This is a genomic window from Myroides sp. ZB35 (assembly GCF_001865835.1).
GTDB classification, from domain to species: Bacteria; Bacteroidota; Bacteroidia; order Flavobacteriales; family Flavobacteriaceae; genus Flavobacterium; species Flavobacterium odoratimimum.
This window is the reverse complement of record NZ_CP017769.1, coordinates 1,057,501-1,077,700: the sequence shown is the minus strand read 5'-3', so window position 1 is coordinate 1,077,700 and position 20,200 is coordinate 1,057,501. Positions and strand designations below refer to the sequence as shown.

At 39.8% G+C, this 20,200-nt stretch carries 8 protein-coding genes, 5 tRNA genes, 5 rRNA genes and 1 pseudogene (1 of these 19 cut by a window edge); 12 read left to right on the top strand and 7 right to left on the bottom strand.

What is annotated here, in order from left to right; genetic code table 11:
* Window positions 1-15 precede the first annotated feature (15 nt).
* Window positions 16-1,851, top strand: a complete 1,836-nt coding sequence (locus BK054_RS04870; RefSeq protein ID WP_006258028.1) for a GNAT family N-acyltransferase — start codon at window positions 16-18, stop codon at window positions 1,849-1,851.
* Between the two features lie 34 nt (window positions 1,852-1,885).
* Here the strand turns inward: BK054_RS04870 and BK054_RS04865 are convergent, their stop codons facing one another.
* The 5 genes from BK054_RS04865 to serS form a co-directional block, all read right to left on the bottom strand.
* Window positions 1,886-2,830 carry a 2-hydroxyacid dehydrogenase gene (locus BK054_RS04865; protein ID WP_006258029.1) on the bottom strand — a complete coding sequence of 315 codons (945 nt, stop codon included), beginning with the start codon at window positions 2,828-2,830 and terminating at the stop codon, window positions 1,886-1,888.
* Window positions 2,831-2,854: 24 nt separating this feature from the next.
* A complete protein-coding gene (gene mgtE / locus BK054_RS04860) occupies window positions 2,855-4,207 on the bottom strand; it encodes a magnesium transporter (protein ID WP_006258030.1) in 1,353 nt (450 codons plus the stop codon).
* Window positions 4,197-4,976 (bottom strand): 16S rRNA (adenine(1518)-N(6)/adenine(1519)-N(6))-dimethyltransferase RsmA, encoded by a 780-nt coding sequence (gene rsmA / locus BK054_RS04855; RefSeq protein WP_006258031.1) that lies wholly within the window; start codon window positions 4,974-4,976, stop codon window positions 4,197-4,199. Before rsmA ends, mgtE begins: the two co-directional genes overlap by 11 nt.
* A gap of 7 nt (window positions 4,977-4,983) precedes the next feature.
* The gene (locus BK054_RS04850; RefSeq protein WP_006258032.1) at window positions 4,984-5,298 is read right to left on the bottom strand and encodes a DUF4286 family protein; all 315 of its coding nucleotides are present in this window, start codon (window positions 5,296-5,298) and stop codon (window positions 4,984-4,986) included.
* Between the two features lie 106 nt (window positions 5,299-5,404).
* Window positions 5,405-6,676, bottom strand: coding sequence for a serine--tRNA ligase (gene serS, locus BK054_RS04845; protein ID WP_006260406.1), 1,272 nt, complete (start codon window positions 6,674-6,676; stop codon window positions 5,405-5,407).
* 315 nt (window positions 6,677-6,991) lie between these two features.
* Between serS and rseP the strand changes: the two genes are divergently transcribed.
* Window positions 6,992-8,335, top strand: a complete 1,344-nt coding sequence (rseP, locus tag BK054_RS04840; protein ID WP_006258035.1) for an RIP metalloprotease RseP — start codon at window positions 6,992-6,994, stop codon at window positions 8,333-8,335.
* 90 nt (window positions 8,336-8,425) lie between these two features.
* Window positions 8,426-8,499 (top strand) — tRNA-Asn (locus BK054_RS04835).
* A 409-nt stretch (window positions 8,500-8,908) separates the two neighbouring features.
* Here BK054_RS04835 and BK054_RS04830 read toward each other — a convergent pair.
* Window positions 8,909-9,894 (bottom strand): annotated as a pseudogene (locus BK054_RS04830) (ISL3 family transposase).
* On the bottom strand, window positions 9,881-10,234 hold the full coding sequence (locus BK054_RS04825; RefSeq protein ID WP_006260368.1) for a hypothetical protein: 354 nt from the start codon (window positions 10,232-10,234) through the stop codon (window positions 9,881-9,883). Before BK054_RS04825 ends, BK054_RS04830 begins: the two are co-directional and overlap by 14 nt.
* Before the next feature lie 699 nt (window positions 10,235-10,933).
* On the opposite strand from BK054_RS04825, the gene BK054_RS04820 reads away from it, so the two are divergent.
* The 9 genes from BK054_RS04820 to BK054_RS04780 form a co-directional block, all read left to right on the top strand.
* Window positions 10,934-12,451 (top strand): 16S ribosomal RNA (locus tag BK054_RS04820).
* An 80-nt stretch (window positions 12,452-12,531) separates the two neighbouring features.
* Window positions 12,532-12,605: transfer RNA gene (locus BK054_RS04815), tRNA-Ile, on the top strand.
* A gap of 93 nt (window positions 12,606-12,698) precedes the next feature.
* Window positions 12,699-12,772, top strand: a tRNA-Ala gene (locus BK054_RS04810).
* A gap of 119 nt (window positions 12,773-12,891) precedes the next feature.
* Window positions 12,892-15,785 (top strand): 23S ribosomal RNA (locus BK054_RS04805).
* 106 nt (window positions 15,786-15,891) lie between these two features.
* A 5S ribosomal RNA gene (gene rrf / locus BK054_RS04800) occupies window positions 15,892-16,001 on the top strand.
* 264 nt (window positions 16,002-16,265) lie between these two features.
* A 16S ribosomal RNA gene (locus BK054_RS04795) occupies window positions 16,266-17,783 on the top strand.
* Window positions 17,784-17,863: 80 nt separating this feature from the next.
* Window positions 17,864-17,937: transfer RNA gene (locus BK054_RS04790), tRNA-Ile, on the top strand.
* Between the two features lie 93 nt (window positions 17,938-18,030).
* Window positions 18,031-18,104: transfer RNA gene (locus BK054_RS04785), tRNA-Ala, on the top strand.
* A gap of 129 nt (window positions 18,105-18,233) precedes the next feature.
* Window positions 18,234-20,200, top strand: a 23S ribosomal RNA gene (locus BK054_RS04780); it runs 917 nt beyond the window's last position.
* Together the 16S, 23S and 5S rRNA genes with 4 tRNA genes alongside form the textbook arrangement of a ribosomal RNA operon.

Below are 20,200 nucleotides of genomic sequence, written 5' to 3'. Positions count from 1 at the left end.
TAATTTTGAATTTTAATGGGGTTAGTAACGGCGAAAGAAGTAGCAAAGGCAATTAACGTAGATAAGTATGGTTTTCTAGGAACCTTTACGGGGTGGATGTTGATGAAGGCGCTTAAAATCACTACGTTAAATAAAATTTACGACCGCAATAAGCATTTGTCTAATCTAGATTTTTTAAATGCTATCTTAGAAGAATTTCAAATAGAATTTGAAATAGATCCAGAAGAACTTAAGAGACTGCCTAAGAAAGGGCCTTATATAACTATTTCTAATCATCCGTTAGGAGGAATAGACGGTATTCTATTGCTTAAACTGATGTTAGAGCATGATCCTGATTTTAAAATTATCGCTAACTTTTTATTACATCGCATAGAGCCATTAAAGCCTTATATTATGCCTGTGAATCCTTTTGAAAACAATAAGGATGTTAAATCAAGCGTTATAGGATTAAAAGATACTTTAAGACATTTAAGCGATGGAAAGCCTTTAGGAATTTTCCCTGCTGGGGAAGTGTCTACGTATAAAGATGATAAACTTATCGTAGATAAACCTTGGGAAGAAGGAGCGATTAAGCTGATAAAGAAAGCAAATGTACCTGTAGTACCTATTTATTTTCATGCAACAAATAGTAAGTTATTCTATTTCTTGTCTCAAATAAATCCTACGTTGCGTACAGCTAAACTGCCTTCTGAACTATTGACTCAAAAAAATAGAGTGATCAAAGTAAGGATAGGTAGACCGATATCAGTAGAAGAACAAAGTGAACACTATGATATAAATGATTATGGTAACTTCCTGCGTTTTAAAACATACTTATTGTCGAATGCATATAAGGATGAAGATATACGTAAATGGATTAAAGTACCTTCATTTAATTTCAAATTACCAAAAAGCGTGAAAGATATTATTGAGGCACAGCCAGTAGAGAAGATTTTAGAAGAGATTAATACGCTGAGAGAAGGTAATTATAGATTATTACAGAGTAAGAATTACGAGATATTCTTGTGTAAATCAGATCTAATACCAACGATTCTAACAGAATTAGGACGTTTAAGAGAAATTACGTTTAGACAAGTAGGAGAGGGAACGAATAATGAACTAGACTTAGATCAATACGATAAGTATTATCACCATATGTTCTTATGGGATAATGATACTCAACAGATTTGTGGAGCATACCGTATGGGATTGGGAACAGAGATTTATAAGAAATATGGAATCAATGGGTTCTATTTAAATGAGTTGTTCCGCTTTGAGTCTGAGTTATATCCGATGATGTCTCAGTCTATAGAGATGGGTAGAGCTTTTATCATTAAAGAGTATCAACAGAAGCCAATGCCTCTATTCTTATTGTGGAAAGGTATTGTACATACTACATTGAGATATCCTGAACACAAATACTTAATCGGTGGAGTGAGTATTAGTAATCAGTTCTCTGATTTCTCTAAATCATTAATGATTGAGTTTATGAGATCACACTATTTTGATCCTTATATCGCTCAGTACGTCACTCCTAAGATGGAATATAAAGTAAATCTTAAGGATAGTGAGAAAGATTTGATCTTTAGTGAGACAGATTCTGATTTAAATAAATTCGATAAGATCATTGAGGATGTAGAACCAGGAAAGTTAAGATTGCCTGTATTGATTAAAAAATACATTAAGCAGAATGCAAAGGTGATCGCTTTTAATGTTGATCCATTGTTTAATAATGCAATAGATGGTCTGATGTATATCAAGATTGCTGATCTACCAGAAAGCACAGTGAAACCTGTAATGGAAGAATTCGAAGCAGAACTTGAAAGAAAGATTCAAGAAGAAAATAACAAAAGCGAAAAGCAAGAGTCATAAAAAAAGGAGTTTCTATTGAAACTCCTTTTTGTTTTTAGTATAGTAATTTGATTTTGTCTATAATCGTTTGCGCTAGTTTTTCTTTGCTTTCTATAGTCCATCCTCCGATATGAGGGGATAGTAATACATTCTTAGCTTGTATTAAGTATTGCATAGGTTCAGGAAGAGTATTATCTGAGAACATATTCTCGAAAGAAGACTTCTCGTACTCTAATACGTCTAATGCAGCACCTCTTACTTTACCAGACTTTAAAGCTTCGACTAGATCTGTAGTATTGACAGACTTCCCTCTAGCTGTATTTATAAACCAGAAAGGCTTTTTGAACCCTTGGATTAGTTCCTTGTTGATGAGATACATGGTCTCCGGTGTCTGTGGAGTATGTAGGCTTAGGATATCAGCTCGTTCTTGTAACTCTGCTAAACTTACTTGTTTTGCATAGGCATTCTCTAGTCCTTCTCTGATATCGTGGAAGATTACTTCACAGTCAAACCCTTGTAGGCGTTTGGCAAAAGCATTTCCCATATTTCCATAGCCTATAATACCTACTGTTTTACCTTCTATCTCATGTCCTCTGTTTCCTTCTCTAATCCAGATTCCTTGTCTTACTTCTTGGTCGACTAAGTTGAGTTTATTCATTAGGCTTAGTAGCATCCCTAAGGCGTGTTCTCCTACTGCAGTTCTATTACCTTCTGGAGCAGCGATAAGCGCTATACCTTTAGTCTCTGCATATGCACAGTCTATATTCTCTAGTCCTGCACCGACACGTCCAATGAACTTTAAGTTAGTTGCTTTCTCTAAAAAAGATTGATCAATAGAAAAGCGACTTCGGATAATGATACCTTCATATTCGTGTATGTTTTCTGCTATTTCTTCTTTACTAGCAGTGTAGTTTTCTACATTTTCGTATCCTAGTTCTGCTAGTTGTGTAATCATTAAAGGATGATTACTATCTATATGTAATACTTTCTTAGTGTTCATGGTTGTGATGTAGCTTTAAATAATCTAGAAACCTAAAATAACCTTTGCAATTGAAAAGTAAATTAAGATTCCAAAGATATCATTACTTGTAGTGATAAAAGGACCTGTGGCTAAAGCAGGGTCTATACCATATTTATTCAGTAAGATCGGAACAAAGGTACCGATAAGACTAGCGATGATTATTACACTAATCAGTGCTATAGATACAGTGATACCTATGATATAATCTACCCCTAATAAGAAGTGACTTCCTAGCATCATCAGAATAGCAAGTAAGAAACCATTTAGTAAACTAAGCGTTACTTCTTTTCCTAATCGCTTCCATATAGATCCGGTGATAGAGTTATTAGCTAGTCCTTGTACGATAATAGCAGAAGATTGAACTCCAACATTACCTGCCATAGCCGCAATAAGAGGGGTGAAGAAGAATAGTACACCAAACTTCTCCATAGCTCCTTCAAAACTTCTAGATACATTAACAGCTACGAATCCACCTATCATGGCTAATATTAACCAAGGTAATCTAGCTCGTGTCAGCATAAGGATACTGTCATTAGCCTCTACGTCTTGAGAAATACCTGCTGCTAATTGGTAATCTTTATCTGCTTCTTCTTTAATAACGTCTACGATGTCATCTATGGTAATACGACCTACTAACCTTCCCATTTCATCTATAACAGGAATGGCTTCTAAGTCATACTTCTGCATAATACGAGCTACCTCTACATCTTTTGTATCTACTTTTACTGAGTCTACATTTCTAATATAGACATCACTAATATGGGTAGTAGTAGAAGAGGTAAGGAGGTCTTTTAGCGACAGTCTCCCTTTTAGCCTTCCTTCATTATCTATTACATAGATAGAGTGTACTCTAGATACATGCTCAGCCTGTTTGCGCATTTCTTTGACACAAGTAAGCACTGACCAATTCTCATTAACAGAGACATACTCTTTGGCCATTAACCCCCCTGCAGTGTCCTCGTCATAACGCAATAGTTCAACGATGTCCTTTGCATGCTCTAAATCTTCCAGCTCAGAAAGAACCTCTTCCTTCTTAGATTCTGGTAATTCAGAGATAATATCAGCAGCGTCATCCGTGTCTAATTCGTCTAACTCCTCTGCAATTTCTTTTGGAGATAGCGTTTTTAAGATCTTTTCACGGACATCTTCATTTAATTCTAAAAGGATTTCTGCTGTTACTTCACTATCTAATATATCGAATATGTATATCGCTTCTTCTCCAGAAAGCTCATTCATAATCTCTGCTATATCGGCGTAGTGTAAATCTTTAAGAATCTCTAATAATTCCTTTTCATTCTTTTCAGCGATTAAATCTTCGAATTGTTGTAAAGATTCTCTACTGATTTTAAACTCCATAGGCTTCTATTTTCTTTGTTAGTTCTATAAATTCTTTATAGTCTAATTGTTCTGGTCTTAAATTAAATACTTCTTCGGATCTTATTTCCTCTGGCAAGTTAAAGCTTTTTAAGCTGTTGCGTAATGTCTTTCTTCTCTGATTAAAGGCAGTTTTTACTACTGTAAAGAATAATTTCTCACTACAAGGTAGACTGTAATCTTCTTTACGGATCATACGCATTACTCCTGACTTTACTTTTGGAGGTGGGTTAAATACGTGTTCGTCTACAGTGAACAAATATTCTGTTTCATAGAATGCTTGTGCTAATACTGAAAGTATACCATAAGCTTTAGTTCCTTTTTTCTCACAGATACGTTCTGCTACTTCTTTTTGGAACATCCCTGAGAACTCAGGGATATAGTCTCTTAGTTCTAATGCTCTAAACACGATTTGTGTAGAGATATTATAAGGGAAGTTACCGATTACAGCGAAAGGCTCTTGATTAAAAGCACGTACTATATCGAATTTTAGAAAGTCTTGTGCGAATATATGGTCGTGTAGTTTGTTATAATGAGCATGTAGATAATCTACAGACTCTGTATCTATTTCTACTACGAATGTTTCTATCGGTTTGTCTAATATATATTTGGTTAGAACTCCCATACCTGGACCAATCTCTAATACCTTCTTATATCCTTCTAATGTCAAGGTATCAGCGATTCTCTTTGCGACACTTTCGTCAGTTAAGAAATGCTGACCTAAGTGTTTTTTTGCTCTTACTTTATCCATGGTTATCTTATTGATGTTCGCTGATTAATTCTAGTTCTGTTTTAAATGTTAGCATAAGCTCACCAAAAAGCCGTTTAGCCTCGTTCTCAAAACGATCAAAATCTTCTTTATAGAATTGATCTAGTAATTCTTTACTCTGTGTTTCGAATTGAATAGAATAAGTTTTTCCTCCCATTTCTTCTTCGATGAGTACTTTGACAATTTTAGCTTTGTCAAACTTTCCAGTTGCTAATATTCCTGGTATATAAGCGTTTTTTGTCCATTGCATCCATACGTCATGTGCGCTTTCATGAATGTTGACTGTGATATTATATATGATCATAATTTTAATTACACTGAATGAATTATTTTTTGCAAAGATAAAAAAAGCACCAAATGTCTTATTTCGAATATTTGGTGCTTTTTGTTTATAAGGTTATTGGTGTTAATTAGTCGATAATATCAAATCCTGTGTAAGGGCGTAAAACTTCTGGAATTACGATTCCTTCTGGTGTTTGATAGTTTTCTAAGATACCTGCTAGTACACGAGGTAATGCTAATGAACTACCATTTAAAGTATGTGCTAATTGGTTTTTACCATCTTTATCTCTGAATCTTAATTTCAATCTATTCGCTTGGAATGTCTCGAAGTTAGATACAGAACTAATTTCTAACCATCTGTCTTGTGCTGTAGAGAACACTTCGAAGTCATAAGTAAGAGCTGATGTGAATCCCATATCTCCACCACATAATCTTAAGATTCTATATGGAAGTTTAAGGTCGTTCAATAGTCCTTTAATATGTTCTACCATTCCGTCTAATGCTTGATAAGAATTATCAGGGTGTTCGATACGTACGATTTCTACTTTGTCAAATTGGTGAAGGCGGTTAAGACCTCTTACGTGTGCTCCATAAGATCCCGCTTCTCTACGGAAACATGGTGTATAAGCTGTACACATAATAGGTAACTCTGTCTCTTGTAAGATAACATCTCTAAAGATATTAGTCACAGGAACCTCTGCTGTTGGGATTAAGTATAAATCGTCAACTGTACTGTGATACATTTGCCCTTCTTTATCTGGTAATTGTCCTGTACCATATCCTGATGCCTCATTGATTAAGTGAGGAACTTGATATTCTCTATATCCTGCATCTGTATTCTTGTCTAAGAAGTAAGAGATTAATGCACGTTGTAGACGAGCTCCTTTACCTTTATATACAGGGAAACCTGCTCCAGTGATTTTATTCCCTAGTTCAAAGTCAATGATGTCATATTTCTTTGCTAATTCCCAGTGTGGTAAAGCACCTTCGTGTAGTGTAGGTACTTCTCCTGCTTCGAATACATTTAAGTTATCATCAGCATCTTTACCAGCAGGTACGATATCTGTTGGTACGTTTGGTATAGTATATAACTTCTCAGTTAATAATGCAGATACATTATTAAGCTCTTCAGTTAATTGTTTGCTTTGGTCACGTAAGTTTGATGTTTTCTCTTTGATGATTTCAGCTTTTGCTTTTTCACCACTTTTCATCAACTCCCCGATGCTTTTGGATAGTTTGTTCGATTCTGCTAATACATTGTCTAATTCCACCTGTGTGCTTCTTCTTTTCTCATCTAATTCAAGCACTTCTTTTAGCAAATCGGCAACATCAAGATTTCTTTTGGCTAATCCTTTAACCACTTGCTCTTGATTTTCTCTAATAAAAGCTATCTGTAACATATTATAAATATTAATTGTAAAGCAAAGTTAGAAAATACTTTTCTATTAACAGCTATTTTACGTACCTCTTTATAAGTTTTGTAGAACATTATGCAGTTTATTTGGTAGTTTATTAGCTTTTCTAAATAATAATTTAATAAATAGAATTGCTTTGAAATAATATGTGAAGTGCTTTTTAGCTTTATTACACTTTGTTTATCTTGTTATTTATGTGAAAGAATTGATAATTTAAACCTTGATTTAAAAAAAAGTGAGATTAGTTAAAGTAATATTTTACTTTTGTCTGAATAATATTAGAGTCTGTAAAAAATAAAAATGGATATACTTATTAAATTATCTCAATTCTTATTGAGTTTGTCGTTGTTAATTATCTTACACGAGTTAGGGCATTTTATTCCTGCTAAACTTTTTAAAACACGTGTCGAGAAGTTTTACTTATTTTTTGATGTTAAGTTTTCTTTGTTTAAAAAGAAAATAGGAGATACTGTTTATGGTATTGGGTGGTTGCCATTAGGAGGGTATGTAAAAATATCTGGTATGGTGGACGAAAGCATGGATACAGACCAATTAGCTGGTGAGCCACAACCATGGGAGTTTAGATCTAAACCAGCTTGGCAACGTTTGATCATTATGTTAGGTGGAGTTACGGTGAACTTTATTTTAGCCTTTGTTATCTATATTGGGATGGCTTATGCGTATGGTGAGTCATATATTGCTAATAAAGATGTAAAGAGCGGAATCTGGGTTCAGAATCCTATCTTAGAAGACGCTGGTCTAAAAACGGGAGACAAGGTATTGAAGGTTGATGGAAAGGAGATTGTGAAGTTTAATAGTCTGCCAGAAGCAATCCTTATGGGGAAAGATATTGAAGTAGAACGTGCTGGTGTGGTAGAGCATGTACAGTTGCCTGTTGACTTCTTAGGACAAATTACAGAGAACAAAGGAAATGGTTTCATAGGACTGCGTATTCCTTTTATTGTAGCAGGATTTGGTGAAAACTCTATTAATGAAGGTACATTAATGGTTAAAGATATTGTGAAGTCTATTAATGGGGTAGAAACACCTTTCTTTGATATGGTGAGCAATGTGTTAGAAGAAAACAAAGGAAAGACTGTTGCTGTTGTAGTGAATCGCGATGGAAAAGATACGACTGTTGATGTAAAGGTAAATCAAGAAGGTAAGATAGAGACATATTATGCTCCTGCTTTGCCATTTGATAATTTGCAAAAATTAGGACTATATGAGATCAGTAGAGAGCAATACTCTTTAGCAGAAGCTATTCCTGCAGGGTTACACATGGGGAAAGATAGAATCATGAGTTATTTCGGACAGTTAAAGAAAATTGTACAACCTGAAACAGGTGCTTATAAAGGAGTAGGAGGGTTTAAAGCGATTTATGATATCTTCCCTCAGTTCTGGAGCTGGCAAGTGTTCTGGAGTATTACAGCGATGTTATCTATCATGTTAGGGGTTATGAACTTATTACCAATCCCTGCTTTAGATGGTGGGCATGTTATCTTTTTATTGTACGAGATGATCTCTGGAAGAAAGCCAAGTGATAAATTCTTGGGTAACGCTCAGATGGTAGGATTCTTCATACTTATTGCATTATTGTTATTCGCGAATGGGAATGATATTTATAAGGCAATTTTTAATTAGATGAAAAAAATATAAAAAAAATGCTTGTTGTGTTTGCAGAAATGAAAAATCGTATTATATTTGCATCGCAATAAAGGTAAGACATCACCTTCCTCCTTAGCTCAGTTGGTTAGAGCATCTGACTGTTAATCAGAGGGTCCTTGGTTCGAGCCCAAGAGGGGGAGCAGAGAAGCCAGTCATTGACTGGCTTTTTTCTTATAACCGTTTAGGTTATGGAATTTTAAAAACAAGAATACAAGTAAAGAAATTTACTTTTTAAGGGGATTTGAAAAGCGATATCTAATAGGTATCGCTTTTCGCTTTTCTAGAATATCTATGATATACTATATATTGAGGTATATAAGAGAATGATTGTTCAATGCTTGAATCCTTTAAAGAAGAAAAATAATTATAGAATAGAGCTCTTGTCAGTAGGCAAGAGCTTTTTTCATTAAAGAATGTATTACCTACAGCCTTAGTCTATATAGTCTAGGGCTTTTTTATTGTCATCATAAGTTAACCCCCTTCAAGAGTGCTACAATAGCTCTTCAATATTGGTTCAAGAAAGAGGGGATCAGTGACAAAAGTTGGGGACTACGCAAAAAGTTTAGTTAATCTAAAAAGAAAAAACTTCTTATCTCTAACACCTCTATACATCATACGGAAGTATTTAATTTTGGCATTAAATGATTCCGCAGAAGCATTTGTACTTCTATTAATAAAGTAATTGATGATTTCGTTATAGTGTACATTAAAAGTCTTTAAAACAGTACTAAAGTGTTTGAGTGAAGCTTTTTCAATATCATTAAACCAATGAGCTAGCTTAGTCATAGCTATTTCTTTATCTATTTGTAGATTATATATCTGTCTAAGGTTATTAGCAAGTAGATAGGCTTGTTTAATCTCTGGGTATAATTCAAATAGTATCTTAGCTCTTTCTTGTTGTCAGATGTCCAATTAATTTGGTTTTTATAAAGTAGAGAACGTGAGCGAACTAAAAGTTGCTTCTTAGTATCTCCATTACTAAGTATTTCAGGATTATATATAATGCCTTCTTCCTTAGCCTTTAAAACAGCAGTGTTCTCAGCGTCAAGCTCAGCCCATCTATATTTTATTCTAATATCTTGTACAGCTTCACTTACAAGCTTTTGTACATGAAAACGATCAATTACTTGCACAGCTTTAGGGAAGCACTTCTTAGCTATCTGTTTCATAGCCCCTGCCATATCTAAAGTAATCTCGGTAACTTTATTTCTAAATTTTTTAGGTAGTTTAGATAGATGCTTTATTACAGTATCTGATTTTGTTCCTTTAACTATCGCTACAATGGTCTTTTTCTGACCTTTACCTGCTTTAGAAGTCAGTATAGTGTACAATTCTCCCATAGATAAACATACTTCGTCTATGGAGAGTTGTTCAGTTATATTTTCTGGGTAGAGTAGCCAGTCTTGTGCATGTTCTTGTTGATCCCATTGTTTGAAACCACTAGTTTTATGTTTGTATTGGCGTTGAAACTTCTCTCCTTTAACCCCAAATAATTCACCAATAGCCTTACAGCTAAGTACTTTAGTATCGGCCAATTTTTTTTAAGAACTCCGAAAACTCTGTAGTCATTCGTGTTCCTTCTGCGATGATATTCCAATCACGTGATATAATTTCTCCTGTTTGTTTATCTGTCCAACGACGACGTTGTACGTGTAGTTTAACTGATTTACCTCGTAACGGGAAGTCTTCAATAGTAATCATACTATGGAAACCTTTAGAAATAAGCTGTCTTTCAGCACATTGATTTCCGTAATCATTCTTCTCTTCAAAGTAGATATGTAGTTTGGTCTCTAATTCTTCTACTTTAGTAATATTGAAGTGTTCTACTAAGTAAGTAGGTAAGATTAGTTTTAGTATTTCTTGGCTATCCATCATAGCACAAAGATATTATTTTACACTTTCCTCCCCAACTTTTAACGTTGATCCGTATAGGATAAAGTAACATCTATAAATAGATAGAAAGGGTATAAAAAGGTATATTCTCAATTATTATATATATATAATAGAGTACAATATTAAGTACTGCTCTTTACGTATATATAGTATAGAGATGTCTCAAGACTATAGCTATTAAAAAAAGACAAAAAAACTTTCTCTCGTAAAAGGTGATATAATAGAGAGTTATGAAATAGTTTTCAAAAACCTTTAAAAAAAGGCAAAGATAAGTTTGGAAGTAAGGGAAAAGATACTACTTTTGCATCCGCATTAGAGAAGTGATAACGACTCTAGAGGCAGACGATCATAAACAAAAAGTGAAGCAAGAGCGACTAGAAAATAAGCTTTAAAAAATTTACAAAAATAAATTTGCATAAGTGAAAAATAAGGTAGTATCTTTGCAGTCCGCTTCAGTAAAAACGGGAGTTGAGCGAAAAAATAAAGAAAAATATTTTCTTGAAAAGTTTTGCTAATTCGAAATAAGTTTTTACTTTTGCACTCGCTTTGAAAAACAAGTGAGACTTAGAAATAAGAAGACACGTTCATAAACATATTGGATTGACAGCATACAAATAAGAGAGTAAGGCAAATCGCAAAGATTTGGAATTATACTTTTTTAATTTACGAAATTAAAAATATACGATGAAGAGTTTGATCCTGGCTCAGGATGAACGCTAGCGGCAGGCCTAACACATGCAAGTCGAGGGGTAGAAGAAGCTTGCTTTTTTGAGACCGGCGCACGGGTGAGTAACGCGTATGCAACCTACCTTATACAGGGGAATAGCCCGAAGAAATTCGGATTAATGCTCCATGGTTTATCGATATGGCATCGTATTGATAATAAAGATTTATCGGTATAAGATGGGCATGCGTATCATTAGCTAGTTGGTGTGGTAACGGCATACCAAGGCAACGATGATTAGGGGTCCTGAGAGGGAGATCCCCCACACTGGTACTGAGACACGGACCAGACTCCTACGGGAGGCAGCAGTGAGGAATATTGGTCAATGGAGGCAACTCTGAACCAGCCATGCCGCGTGCAGGATGACGGTCCTATGGATTGTAAACTGCTTTTGTACAGGAAGAAACCTCCCTACGAGTAGGGACTTGACGGTACTGTAAGAATAAGGATCGGCTAACTCCGTGCCAGCAGCCGCGGTAATACGGAGGATCCGAGCGTTATCCGGAATTATTGGGTTTAAAGGGTTCGTAGGCGGTCAGATAAGTCAGTGGTGAAATTTCTTAGCTTAACTAAGACACGGCCATTGATACTGTTTGACTTGAATAGTATGGAAGTAACTAGAATATGTAGTGTAGCGGTGAAATGCTTAGATATTACATGGAATACCAATTGCGAAGGCAGGTTACTACGTATTTATTGACGCTGATGAACGAAAGCGTGGGGAGCGAACAGGATTAGATACCCTGGTAGTCCACGCCGTAAACGATGGATACTAGCTGTTCGGTTTTCGGACTGAGTGGCTAAGCGAAAGTGATAAGTATCCCACCTGGGGAGTACGTTCGCAAGAATGAAACTCAAAGGAATTGACGGGGGCCCGCACAAGCGGTGGAGCATGTGGTTTAATTCGATGATACGCGAGGAACCTTACCAGGGCTTAAATGTAGATTGACAGATTTGGAAACAGATTTTTCTTCGGACAATTTACAAGGTGCTGCATGGTTGTCGTCAGCTCGTGCCGTGAGGTGTCAGGTTAAGTCCTATAACGAGCGCAACCCCTATTGTTAGTTACCAGCGCGTTAAGGCGGGGACTCTAGCAAGACTGCCGGTGCAAACCGTGAGGAAGGTGGGGATGACGTCAAATCATCACGGCCCTTACGTCCTGGGCTACACACGTGCTACAATGGCAAGTACAGAAAGCAGCTACCTGGCAACAGGATGCGAATCTCCAAAGCTTGTCTCAGTTCGGATTGGAGTCTGCAACTCGACTCTATGAAGCTGGAATCGCTAGTAATCGGATATCAGCCATGATCCGGTGAATACGTTCCCGGGCCTTGTACACACCGCCCGTCAAGCCATGGAAGCTGGGGGTACCTGAAGTCGGTGACCGCAAGGAGCTGCCTAGGGTAAAACTAGTAACTAGGGCTAAGTCGTAACAAGGTAGCCGTACCGGAAGGTGCGGCTGGAACACCTCCTTTCTAGAGAATAATTATAGAAGTATGATACTTTGCTCTCGCTGTTAATACCAAAAATAGAAAAAAAGAATTAAGTAATACAGAGTCTCGTAGCTCAGCTGGTTAGAGTACTACACTGATAATGTAGGGGTCGGCAGTTCGAGTCTGCCCGGGACTACTAATTTACTAATTCGATAAGGAAATACTAGAGGTTAAACTAACCGCCCAAAAGTTACTGTTAACTGTAAGCTGTTAACCAAACACTAGATACGGGGGATTAGCTCAGCTGGCTAGAGCGCCTGCCTTGCACGCAGGAGGTCATCGGTTCGACTCCGATATTCTCCACTAGGACAGAAGTCCACAAGTTCATTGACATATTGATAAAACTTAACTAACAAAACAGTTAGAAAGAATAAAAAAGATATAGAAATATATAGAAAGTACGATTCGAAAGAATTGTAAGCACATAAGCAAAATAAGGGCGTATGGGGAATGCCTAGGCTCTCAGAGGCGAAGAAGGACGTGATAAGCTGCGAAAAGCTACGGGGATTGGCACACACGAATTGATCCGTAGATATCCGAATGGGGCAACCCAGTATGTTGAAGACATACTATCCAATATGGAGGCGAACCCGCTGAACTGAAACATCTAAGTAGGCGGAGGAGAAGAAAACAAAAGTGATTCCGTAAGTAGTGGCGAGCGAACGCGGAAAAGCCCAAACCAAAGTTGTTACGGCAATTTTGGGGTTGTAGGACCACGAGATTTCTTGCGGATTTAATTAGAATTACCTGGAAAGGTAAACCAAAGAGGGTGATAGTCCCGTATAAGTAAGAGAAGATAAGAATAGTGGTATCCTGAGTAGGTCGGGGCACGTGAAACCCTGATTGAAACTGGCGGGACCATCCGCTAAGGCTAAATACTCCTGAGAGACCGATAGTGAACCAGTACCGTGAGGGAAAGGTGAAAAGAACCGTGAATAACGGAGTGAAACAGATCCTGAAACCATACGCCTACAAGCGGTCGGAGCCCCTTAGTGGGGTGACGGCGTGCCTTTTGCATAATGAGCCTACGAGTTACCGTTGCTGGCAAGGATAAGTGATTAAGTCATGGATCCGTAGCGAAAGCGAGTCTTAATAGGGCGCTTTAGTCAGTAGTGGTAGACGCGAAACCGTGTGATCTACCCATGGGCAGGTTGAAGTTTAGGTAACACTAAATGGAGGACCGAACCGTTTAACGCTGAAAAGTTTTCGGATGACCTGTGGGTAGGGGTGAAAGGCCAATCAAACTCGGAAATAGCTCGTACTCCCCGAAATGCATTTAGGTGCAGCGATGATCGATAGTTACTTAGAGGTAGAGCTACTGATTGGATGCGGGGGCTTCACCGCCTACCAATTCCTGACAAACTCCGAATGCTAAGTAATGATAATCATCAGTGAGGGCATGGGTGCTAAGGTCCATGTCCGAGAGGGAAAGAACCCAGACCATCAGCTAAGGTCCCCAAATGTATGCTAAGTTGAAAAAACGCGGTTTGATTGCCCAGACAGCTAGGATGTTGGCTTGGAAGCAGCCATTCATTTAAAGAGTGCGTAACAGCTCACTAGTCGAGCGATCGAGCATGGATAATAATCGGGCATAAGTATACTACCGAAGCTATGGATTTGCGCATTTAGTTGCGTGAGTGGTAGGGGAGCATTCTAACGGCGCAGAAGGTGATTTGTGAGAATTGCTGGAGCTTTTAGAAAAGAAAATGTAGGCATAAGTAACGATAAGGGGTGCGAGAAACACCCCCGCCGTAAGACTAAGGTTTCCTCAGCTATGCTAATCAGCTGAGGGTTAGTCGGGACCTAAGGCACACCCGAAGGGGGACGTCGATGGCCAACGGGTTAATATTCCCGTACTACTGATAATTGTGATGGAGTGACACAGTGATGAAAGCACCGCGAACTGACGGAATAGTTCGTTGAAGCACGTACCTATAGGTTTGATAGTAAAATGCGTCGAACTTGGAGAAATGCGATAGTACTTTGAGTCTTCGGACAACGAGATAGTGTGCCTAAGGGCTGTCAAGAAAAGCTTCTAAACTTAGATTATTAGTACCCGTACCGTAAACCGACACAGGTAGTCGAGGAGAGTATCCTAAGGCGCTCGAGAGATTCATGGCTAAGGAACTAGGCAAAATAGACCTGTAACTTCGGGAGAAAGGTCGCCAGCGCAAGCTGGCCGCAGTGAAAAGGTCCAGGCGACTGTTTATCAAAAACACAGGGCTCTGCAAAATCGTAAGATGACGTATAGGGCCTGACACCTGCCCGGTGCTGGAAGGTTAAGAGGAGATGTTATCGATGAGTAATTGTTGAGAAGCATTGAATTGAAGCCCCAGTAAACGGCGGCCGTAACTATAACGGTCCTAAGGTAGCGAAATTCCTTGTCGGGTAAGTTCCGACCTGCACGAATGGTGTAACGATCTGGACACTGTCTCAGCCATGAGCTCGGTGAAATTGTAGTATCGGTGAAGATGCCGATTACCCGCAGTGGGACGAAAAGACCCTGTGCACCTTTACTATAGCTTAGTATTGTTCTTGGATAAGTGATGTGTAGGATAGGTGGGAGACTGTGAAATGGCGTCGCTAGGCGTTGTGGAGTCATTGTTGAAATACCACCCTTTGCTTATTTGAGATCTAACTCCTTGTGTAAGGAGGACATTGCTTGGTGGGTAGTTTGACTGGGGTGGTCGCCTCCAAAAGAGTAACGGAGGCTTCTAAAGGTTCCCTCAGCACGCTTGGTAACCGTGCGTAGAGTGCAATGGTATAAGGGAGCTTGACTGAAAGACTAACAAGTCGAACAGGTACGAAAGTAGAGCATAGTGATCCGGTGGTTCCGCATGGAAGGGCCATCGCTCAAAGGATAAAAGGTACGCCGGGGATAACAGGCTGATCTCCCCCAAGAGCTCATATCGACGGGGGGGTTTGGCACCTCGATGTCGGCTCGTCACATCCTGGGGCTGGAGAAGGTCCCAAGGGTTGGGCTGTTCGCCCATTAAAGTGGCACGCGAGCTGGGTTCAGAACGTCGTGAGACAGTTCGGTCTCTATCTACTGTGGGCGTTAGAAATTTGAGTGGATCTGATTCTAGTACGAGAGGACCGAATTGGACCAACCTCTAGTGCATCTGTTGTCTCGCCAGGGGCATCGCAGAGTAGCTACGTTGGGAAGGGATAAGCGCTGAAAGCATATAAGTGCGAAACCCACCACAAGATGAGATTTCTTTAAAGGGTCGTTGGAGATTACAACGTTGATAGGCTATAGATGTAAAGACAGTAATGTCAAAGTCGAGTAGTACTAATAACCCGTAAGCTTATGTGAATCTCCCCTTGTTTAAATACAAGGGGAGGGCAACTTTCTAAAGTATAGTTAAGTTATAATATCAATATAGTTAAAAATATTAGTTACGTTAAAGTAACAACCGATTTAAGGTGGTTATTGCAGCGGGGCTCACCTCTATCCATTTCGAACAGAGAAGTTAAGCCCGCTAGCGCAGATGGTACTGCTAACCAGTGGGAGAGTATGTCGCCGCCTTTCTTTAGAAATCCTCGCTGATTTTCTAGCGAGGATTTTTTATCTACAAATTTTACTGAAAAAGGAAAAACTTTAAATAAATATTCAAATTTATTTGGATTGTAAAAAATAAAGTTCTACTTTTGCACTCGCTTTGAAAAACAAGTGAGACTTAGAAATAAGAAGACACGTTCATAAACATATTGGATTGACAGCATACAAATAAGAGAGTAAGGCAAATCGCAAGATTTGGAATTATACTTTTTTAATTTACGAAATTAAAAATATACGATGAAGAGTTTGATCCTGGCTCAGGATGAACGCTAGCGGCAGGCCTAACACATGCAAGTCGAGGGGTAGAAAGAGCTTGCTTTTTTGAGACCGGCGCACGGGTGAGTAACGCGTATGCAACCTACCTTATACAGGGGAATAGCCCGAAGAAATTCGGATTAATGCTCCATGGTTTATCGATATGGCATCGTATTGATAATAAAGATTTATCGGTATAAGATGGGCATGCGTATCATTAGCTAGTTGGTGTGGTAACGGCATACCAAGGCAACGATGATTAGGGGTCCTGAGAGGGAGATCCCCCACACTGGTACTGAGACACGGACCAGACTCCTACGGGAGGCAGCAGTGAGGAATATTGGTCAATGGAGGCAACTCTGAACCAGCCATGCCGCGTGCAGGATGACGGTCCTATGGATTGTAAACTGCTTTTGTACAGGAAGAAACCTCCCTACGAGTAGGGACTTGACGGTACTGTAAGAATAAGGATCGGCTAACTCCGTGCCAGCAGCCGCGGTAATACGGAGGATCCGAGCGTTATCCGGAATTATTGGGTTTAAAGGGTTCGTAGGCGGTCAGATAAGTCAGTGGTGAAATTTCTTAGCTTAACTAAGACACGGCCATTGATACTGTTTGACTTGAATAGTATGGAAGTAACTAGAATATGTAGTGTAGCGGTGAAATGCTTAGATATTACATGGAATACCAATTGCGAAGGCAGGTTACTACGTATTTATTGACGCTGATGAACGAAAGCGTGGGGAGCGAACAGGATTAGATACCCTGGTAGTCCACGCCGTAAACGATGGATACTAGCTGTTCGGTTTTCGGACTGAGTGGCTAAGCGAAAGTGATAAGTATCCCACCTGGGGAGTACGTTCGCAAGAATGAAACTCAAAGGAATTGACGGGGGCCCGCACAAGCGGTGGAGCATGTGGTTTAATTCGATGATACGCGAGGAACCTTACCAGGGCTTAAATGTAGATTGACAGATTTGGAAACAGATTTTTCTTCGGACAATTTACAAGGTGCTGCATGGTTGTCGTCAGCTCGTGCCGTGAGGTGTCAGGTTAAGTCCTATAACGAGCGCAACCCCTATTGTTAGTTACCAGCGCGTTAAGGCGGGGACTCTAGCAAGACTGCCGGTGCAAACCGTGAGGAAGGTGGGGATGACGTCAAATCATCACGGCCCTTACGTCCTGGGCTACACACGTGCTACAATGGCAAGTACAGAAAGCAGCTACCTGGCAACAGGATGCGAATCTCCAAAGCTTGTCTCAGTTCGGATTGGAGTCTGCAACTCGACTCTATGAAGCTGGAATCGCTAGTAATCGGATATCAGCCATGATCCGGTGAATACGTTCCCGGGCCTTGTACACACCGCCCGTCAAGCCATGGAAGCTGGGGGTACCTGAAGTCGGTGACCGCAAGGAGCTGCCTAGGGTAAAACTAGTAACTAGGGCTAAGTCGTAACAAGGTAGCCGTACCGGAAGGTGCGGCTGGAACACCTCCTTTCTAGAGAATAATTATAGAAGTATGATACTTTGCTCTCGCTGTTAATACCAAAAATAGAAAAAAAGAATTAAGTAATACAGAGTCTCGTAGCTCAGCTGGTTAGAGTACTACACTGATAATGTAGGGGTCGGCAGTTCGAGTCTGCCCGGGACTACTAATTTACTAATTCGATAAGGAAATACTAGAGGTTAAACTAACCGCCCAAAAGTTACTGTTAACTGTAAGCTGTTAACCAAACACTAGATACGGGGGATTAGCTCAGCTGGCTAGAGCGCCTGCCTTGCACGCAGGAGGTCATCGGTTCGACTCCGATATTCTCCACTAGGACAGAAGTCCACAAGTTCATTGACATATTGATAAAACTTAACTAACAAAACAGTTAGAAAGAATAAAAAAGATATAGAAATATATAGAAATATATAGAAAGTACGATTCGAAAGAATTGTAAGCACATAAGCAAAATAAGGGCGTATGGGGAATGCCTAGGCTCTCAGAGGCGAAGAAGGACGTGATAAGCTGCGAAAAGCTACGGGGATTGGCACACACGAATTGATCCGTAGATATCCGAATGGGGCAACCCAGTATGTTGAAGACATACTATCCAATATGGAGGCGAACCCGCTGAACTGAAACATCTAAGTAGGCGGAGGAGAAGAAAACAAAAGTGATTCCGTAAGTAGTGGCGAGCGAACGCGGAAAAGCCCAAACCAAAGTTGTTACGGCAATTTTGGGGTTGTAGGACCACGAGATTTCTTGCGGATTTAATTAGAATTACCTGGAAAGGTAAACCAAAGAGGGTGATAGTCCCGTATAAGTAAGAGAAGATAAGAATAGTGGTATCCTGAGTAGGTCGGGGCACGTGAAACCCTGATTGAAACTGGCGGGACCATCCGCTAAGGCTAAATACTCCTGAGAGACCGATAGTGAACCAGTACCGTGAGGGAAAGGTGAAAAGAACCGTGAATAACGGAGTGAAACAGATCCTGAAACCATACGCCTACAAGCGGTCGGAGCCCCTTAGTGGGGTGACGGCGTGCCTTTTGCATAATGAGCCTACGAGTTACCGTTGCTGGCAAGGATAAGTGATTAAGTCATGGATCCGTAGCGAAAGCGAGTCTTAATAGGGCGCTTTAGTCAGTAGTGGTAGACGCGAAACCGTGTGATCTACCCATGGGCAGGTTGAAGTTTAGGTAACACTAAATGGAGGACCGAACCGTTTAACGCTGAAAAGTTTTCGGATGACCTGTGGGTAGGGGTGAAAGGCCAATCAAACTCGGAAATAGCTCGTACTCCCCGAAATGCATTTAGGTGCAGCGATGATCGATAGTTACTTAGAGGTAGAGCTACTGATTGGATGCGGGGGCTTCACCGCCTACCAATTCCTGACAAACTCCGAATGCTAAGTAATGATAATCATCAGTGAGGGCATGGGTGCTAAGGTCCATGTCCGAGAGGGAAAGAACCCAGACCATCAGCTAAGGTCCCCAAATGTATGCTAAGTTGAAAAAACGCGGTTTGATTGCCCAGACAGCTAGGATGTTGGCTTGGAAGCAGCCATTCATTTAAAGAGTGCGTAACAGCTCACTAGTCGAGCGATCGAGCATGGATAATAATCGGGCATAAGTATACTACCGAAGCTATGGATTTGCGCATTTAGTTGCGTGAGTGGTAGGGGAGCATTCTAACGGCGCAGAAGGTGATTTGTGAGAATTGCTGGAGCTTTTAGAAAAGAAAATGTAGGCATAAGTAACGATAAGGGGTGCGAGAAACACCCCCGCCGTAAGACTAAGGTTTCCTCAGCTATGCTAATCAGCTGAGGGTTAGTCGGGACCTAAGGCACACCCGAAGGGGGACGTCGATGGCCAACGGGTTAATATTCCCGTACTACTGATAATTGTGATGGAGTGACACAGTGATGAAAGCACCGCGAACTGACGGAATAGTTCGTTGAAGCACGTACCTATAGGTTTGATAGTAAAATGCGTCGAACTTGGAGAAATGCGATAGTACTTTGAGTCTTCGGACAACGAGATAGTGTGCCTAAGGGCTGTCAAGAAAAGCTTCTAAACTTAGATTATTAGTACCCGTACCGTAAACCGACACAGGTAGTCGAGGAGAGTATCCTAAGGCGCTCGAGAGATTCATGGCTAAGGAACTAGGCAAAATAGACCTGTAACTTCGGGAGAAAGGTCGCCAGCGCAAGCTGGCCGCAGTGAAAAGGTCCAGGCGACTGTTTATCAAAAACACAGGGCTCTGCAAAATCGTAAGATGACGTATAGGGCCTGACACCTGCCCGGTGCTGGAAGGTTAAGAGGAGATGTTATCTTCGGAGAAGCATTGAATTGAAGCCCCAGTAAACGGCGGCCGTAACTATAACGGTCCTAAGGTAGCGAAATTCCTTGTCGGGTAAGTTCCGA

Excerpts from the sequence above, each read along its gene's own strand:
- BK054_RS04870 (WP_006258028.1), top strand. The coding sequence starts at position 16 with ATGGGGTTAGTAACGGCGAAAGAAGTAGCAAAGGCAATTAACGTAGAT.
- BK054_RS04825 (WP_006260368.1), bottom strand. The coding sequence starts at position 10,234 with ATGATGGATAGCCAAGAAATACTAAAACTAATCTTACCTACTTACTTA.
- rsmA (WP_006258031.1), bottom strand. The coding sequence starts at position 4,976 with ATGGATAAAGTAAGAGCAAAAAAACACTTAGGTCAGCATTTCTTAACT.
- BK054_RS04850 (WP_006258032.1), bottom strand. The coding sequence starts at position 5,298 with ATGATCATATATAATATCACAGTCAACATTCATGAAAGCGCACATGAC.
- rseP (WP_006258035.1), top strand. The coding sequence starts at position 6,992 with ATGGATATACTTATTAAATTATCTCAATTCTTATTGAGTTTGTCGTTG.
- serS (WP_006260406.1), bottom strand. The coding sequence starts at position 6,676 with ATGTTACAGATAGCTTTTATTAGAGAAAATCAAGAGCAAGTGGTTAAA.
- mgtE (WP_006258030.1), bottom strand. The coding sequence starts at position 4,207 with ATGGAGTTTAAAATCAGTAGAGAATCTTTACAACAATTCGAAGATTTA.
- BK054_RS04865 (WP_006258029.1), bottom strand. The coding sequence starts at position 2,830 with ATGAACACTAAGAAAGTATTACATATAGATAGTAATCATCCTTTAATG.